The 4,526-nt window shown below is 70.1% G+C and carries 3 protein-coding genes; all 3 read left to right on the top strand.

The window, feature by feature from the left end:
• Positions 1–106 precede the first annotated feature (106 nt).
• Positions 107–1,312, top strand: coding sequence for a Fic family protein (locus VNF92_08690; protein ID HVA57953.1), 1,206 nt, complete (start codon positions 107–109; stop codon positions 1,310–1,312).
• A 254-nt stretch (positions 1,313–1,566) separates the two neighbouring features.
• Positions 1,567–1,905 carry a PadR family transcriptional regulator gene (locus tag VNF92_08685; GenBank protein HVA57952.1) on the top strand — a complete coding sequence of 113 codons (339 nt, stop codon included), beginning with the start codon at positions 1,567–1,569 and terminating at the stop codon, positions 1,903–1,905.
• Positions 1,906–1,915: 10 nt separating this feature from the next.
• On the top strand, positions 1,916–4,526 hold a 2,611-nt coding region (locus VNF92_08680; GenBank protein ID HVA57951.1), incomplete at its 3' end, for an ABC transporter permease.

Raw genomic sequence — 4,526 nt, 5'->3', positions numbered from 1 at the left:
CTGTCATAGTTCCGTTTATGTTGTAAGTGCAACTACTGGCAGTCCTGTGGTTTCACTTCGCGAAGCTGGCGTTCGAGCCAGCGCCACACTCGTCACTCCGTTCGCAATGCCCGGTCGTTTCGCCTCGAAGATATGGAAGTTCGATCCGACGCTGGAAGCGCCGGCCGCCTACCGGCGTGCCTGCCGGTACGACGCGTTCATCCCCGACGACCTGTCGTCCCTCGACCTCCGGATGGACGCTCGGCTCGCCGGCCTGGTATCCGAGGCCGAGGACGCCATCCGACAGCTGAACCACGAGGGGGGCACGGCGTTAGGGCCCCTGGCCCGACTCCTGCTCCGGACGGAGTCCATCGCTTCCTCCAAAGTGGAAGGGATGCAGCTCGGGGTTCGCGAGTTGGCGCGCGCCGAGGCGCGCGCCGAGTCGGGAATCGCTCCGGGGCCGACCGCGATCGACGTGCTGGCGAATATCGACGCGATGGTGCTCGCCGTGGAGCACGCGGCCGAGACGAAGCGGTTTCGCCGGCAGGAGATCCTGGCGATTCACCGCCGGCTTCTCGAGCGCGCGACCCACCGGCACATTGCAGGGCGTCTGCGCACGGGGCAGAACTGGATCGGCGGGAACGACTACAACCCATGCGGCGCCGACTTCGTCCCGCCCCCGGTGGAGGACGTGGACCGTCTGCTCACGGATCTCTGCCGCGCGGTGAACGACGATCTTCTCTCGCCGCTCGTGCAGGCCGCGTTGGTCCACGCCCAATTCGAGACCATCCACCCGTTCGACGATGGTAATGGGCGCACCGGGCGCGCGCTGGTGCACGTCGTGCTGCGCCGGCGAGGGCTTGCCCCGCGGTTCCTTCCGCCGGTGAGCGTGGTGTTCGCGGGCGCGAAGGGCCGCTACATCGCCGGGCTCACGCGCTTTCGCGGCGATGGCATTGCCGAGTGGGTCGAATACTTCGCCGCGGCGGTCTTGCGTGCCGCTCGGTTGGCGCGCGCGTACATCGGCGCAGTGGGGGATCTCCAGGCGCGCTGGCGGGAGCAGTTGCGCGGGACCCCGAGTGCCCCACGTGCAAACGCGGCGGCCTGGACGATCATCGACCTGCTGCCCGGCCACCCGATGATTTCGGCGCCGGTGGCCACCGCGGTCACCGGCCGCGCCAAGAGCCGCGTGTACGAGGCGATTGAGCAGTTGGTCGCCGCCGGGGTTCTACTGCCGCTGTCGACGGGCAAGCGAAACCGCTGGTGGGAGGCGGCGGGGCTGCTGGACCTGATCGCGCGCCTGGAAGCCGGGGAGTTGCCGTCGGTACCGCGATGATCCCGACCCCGCCGCGAACGCCGGCTCCCTAACCTCCCGCGCGAGCTTCACGTTCTACCGGCACACCTCGTGGGAGATGTGCCGACAAAGCTGTATCGAGATTCCGTTGCAGACGAGTGGGCGAACGCTTCCTGGAAACAGGAGTTGGCCAGCCGGGCCCGAGGGAGGGCATGCACGCCGGGTATCGTCGACCGCTGATCTTGACGACCTTGGATCGCAACGGTATCTCTATCCAGATTCTAAGAGGAGCTGCAATGGCTGGCCGTGACGCGCTTCCGGTCGTGAAGGGCACGCTGGATGTCCTCGTGCTCAAGGCCCTCAGCTGGACGCCGATGCACGGCTTCGAGATCGTCACGTGGCTCGAATCACGGTCGGGCGGCGGCCTCGGCCTCGACGACTCGGCGCTGTACCAGGCGCTCTACCGCATGGAGGAGCGCGGACTCGTGGCCGCGGACTGGGGGGTGACGGACAACAATCGCCGCGCGCGGTACTACCGCGTGACGGCGAAGGGCCGGCGCTACCTCGAGGCGGAAACGGCGCGCTGGACGCGCTACGCCGCGCTGGTCACCGACATCCTCACCGCGCGGCTGTAGGGAGGCGACGATGATCCGCCCGGGTGTGAAGCGGGTGTTCCGGCTGGCGCTCCGCCGCCGAGACGTGGTCCACGAGAACGTGGAGGACGAGATCGCGCTGCATCTCGAGCTGCGCGCGAAGCAACTCGAAGCCCAGGGGCTGACGCCGGACGACGCGCTGCGCGAGGCCCGACGCCGCTTCGGCGACACGCCGGCCGCACGCCGGTCGCTGCGGGCCACGGCGGAGCAACGGGAGCGACGTCTGCGAATCGCCGATCGGATCGAGGGGCTGTGGCACGATCTGCGGCTCACCTCCCGCCAGCTCGCCAAAGCCCGCGGCTTCACCGCCATCGCCGTCCTCACGCTCGCCCTCGGCATCGGCGCCAACACGGCGATCTTCTCGGTGGTGCATCACCTGTTGATCGCGCCGCTTCCGTACCCCGACGGGAACAGCATCGTGCAGCTCAGGTGGACGGGTAGCGGCGGCCAGATCAGCACTCCCCCCGACTCCGAAGTATTCAATGCCTGGCGCGCGCAGTCGAAGACGCTCGAGGATTTCGCCGCGGTAGGGGAACCCTGGTACCGCCTCGGCGACACGCTCCAGCGCGCCGATTCGGTTCCCGGCGCGCTGGTCACGCCGGGCTTCTTCCGGCTGCTTCGCGTGGAGCCGGTGCTCGGGCGTGCCTTCCTTCCGGGAGACACCGCGCGCGGCGCCGCGCCCGTCGCGATGATCGACGCCGGTCTCTGGCATCGGGCGTACGCGGGCCGGAGCGACGTGATCGGCCGGACGATCCTCCTGAACGGCCGTCCGCACACGATCGTCGGCGTCGCCCCGCGCGGCATGGTGATCCCCATGTCAGGCGAGCCGCCGCGAGAGGTGTTCGTTCCGCTCTCCCTCGACTCCGCGAGCAACGTGCCGGCGTTCGCCCGGTTGCGCGCGGGGGTGCAGCCGAGACGCGCCTCGGCCGAGCTGCTGGCCATCATGCGAGGGCTCCCGGATGCGGCCAAGTACAAGAGGATCGACGCCGAGGCGGTGCGCGCCCAGGACGTCATCGGTGTACGCGAGGCGCAGACGGTGAAGGTGCTGTTCGCGGCGGTGGGCGCGCTGCTCCTCATCGCCTGCGCCAACGTCGCCAACCTGCTGCTTGCGCGTGGGTGGATGCGCCGCCGAGAAATGGCGCTGCGGACGGCGTTGGGGGCCACACGGGTTCGGCTCTTTCGACAGGTGCTGGCGGAGAGCCTGGTGTTGTCGGGTGCCGCCTGCGCGATCGGGATTGGCATCGCCTGGGTGGGACTCCACGTCATGATCGCCCTGCGCCCGAGCGCGCTCGACAACCTGGCGGCGGTGCGCCTGCAGCCGGCGGTGCTGCTGTGGAGCGTTGGCATCGCATTGCTCTCGGCGCTGGGCTTCGGCACGGCGCCCGCGCTCCTGGCGCGCACGGCGGCGCCGGGCGACGTGTTGCGCTCCGGCTCACGCACGTCGGCGGGAGGGTGGGCCAGCGGGCGGGTCCGCGGGCTGTTCGTGGTGCTCGAGGTCGGGCTTTCTCTCGTGATGCTCGTGGGGGCGGGGCTCCTGGTGCGCTCGTTCGTGCGTCTGGAGCGGCAGCCGCTGGGGTTCGACGCGGCGCGGCTCTACGAGGTGGCGCCCATGCCGAGGCCGGTCGGCGGCGGGCGCTCGCCGGAGCGGAGGGGCGGCAGCGGCCAGCGCGCGGCGACGGCCCAGGGGCGGGAGTTGCTGGCGCGGTTGGCCTCCGCGCCGGGCGTCACGGCATCGCACCCGGGGTCGCTGCCGGGGAACGGTTATTGGGGGTTCGGTTCGGTGGAGGTCGATGGGTCGAGCGGACCGACGCCCACCGACGTGAAATCGGCGTTGGTGACGCTCGCGAGCCCGGGGTATTTTCATTTTCTCAAGATCCCGCTCCTGGCCGGACGGGACCTCGACTCCGCCACGGCCGCGGGCGGAGGCGCCGGCGTGGTGATCGGCGAGGGGCTGGCGCATCGCCTTTGGGGGCGGCGCAGCCCCCTGGGCTTGCGGTTTCGGCTAAACGCCAAGCAGCCGTGGCTGACGGTGGTGGGTGTGGTGCCGGACGTGCACTACCCCGGATACACCGCCGAGGTCTACCAGAACCAGGCCTACGAGACACCGCGCGCAGAGGACGGCGCGGGGAACCTGCTGGTGCGGACCTCCGACTCGGCGCTGGTGGCATCGACGGCGCGGAGACTTGCGGCCGCCGAGCCGGCGCTCGGCGCACCCTACATGGTGAGTGTGGCGGAGGCGGTGGAATACGGCCTGGCGCCCGAGCGGTTCGCCATGGCGCTCATCGGCGTCTTCGCCCTCGTGGCGCTCGTGCTCTCGGCGGTCGGGCTGTACGGTGTGATCGCCTACGCCGTCACGCACCGCACCCGCGAGATCGGCATCCGCGTTGCGCTCGGCGCAGATCCCGCAAAGGTGTCTCGCCTCGTGCTGGGAGAAGGACTCAGGCTCACCGCCCTCGGGCTGGTGATCGGACTCGTGGGCGCGGCATTCTCGACGCGGGCACTCGAGGCGTTGCTCTTCGGGCTCAACCCGCTCGATCCGGTGACGTTCGTGGCAATCGCCGCGCTCCTCGTCGTCACGACATTGCTCGCCGCGTACGTTCCGG

It is taken from the genome of Gemmatimonadaceae bacterium (genome assembly GCA_035533015.1).
In the GTDB taxonomy this organism is placed as follows: domain Bacteria; phylum Gemmatimonadota; class Gemmatimonadetes; order Gemmatimonadales; family Gemmatimonadaceae; genus JAGWRI01.
Note: the sequence above shows the minus strand (reverse complement) of the source record. Positions and strands in the feature narration are given on the sequence as shown.

What these genes read in the sequence shown, in the direction of transcription:
- VNF92_08690 (HVA57953.1), top strand. Translation starts at nt 107, where the DNA reads ATGCCCGGTCGTTTCGCCTCGAAGATATGGAAGTTCGATCCGACGCTG.
- VNF92_08685 (HVA57952.1), top strand. Translation starts at nt 1,567, where the DNA reads ATGGCTGGCCGTGACGCGCTTCCGGTCGTGAAGGGCACGCTGGATGTC.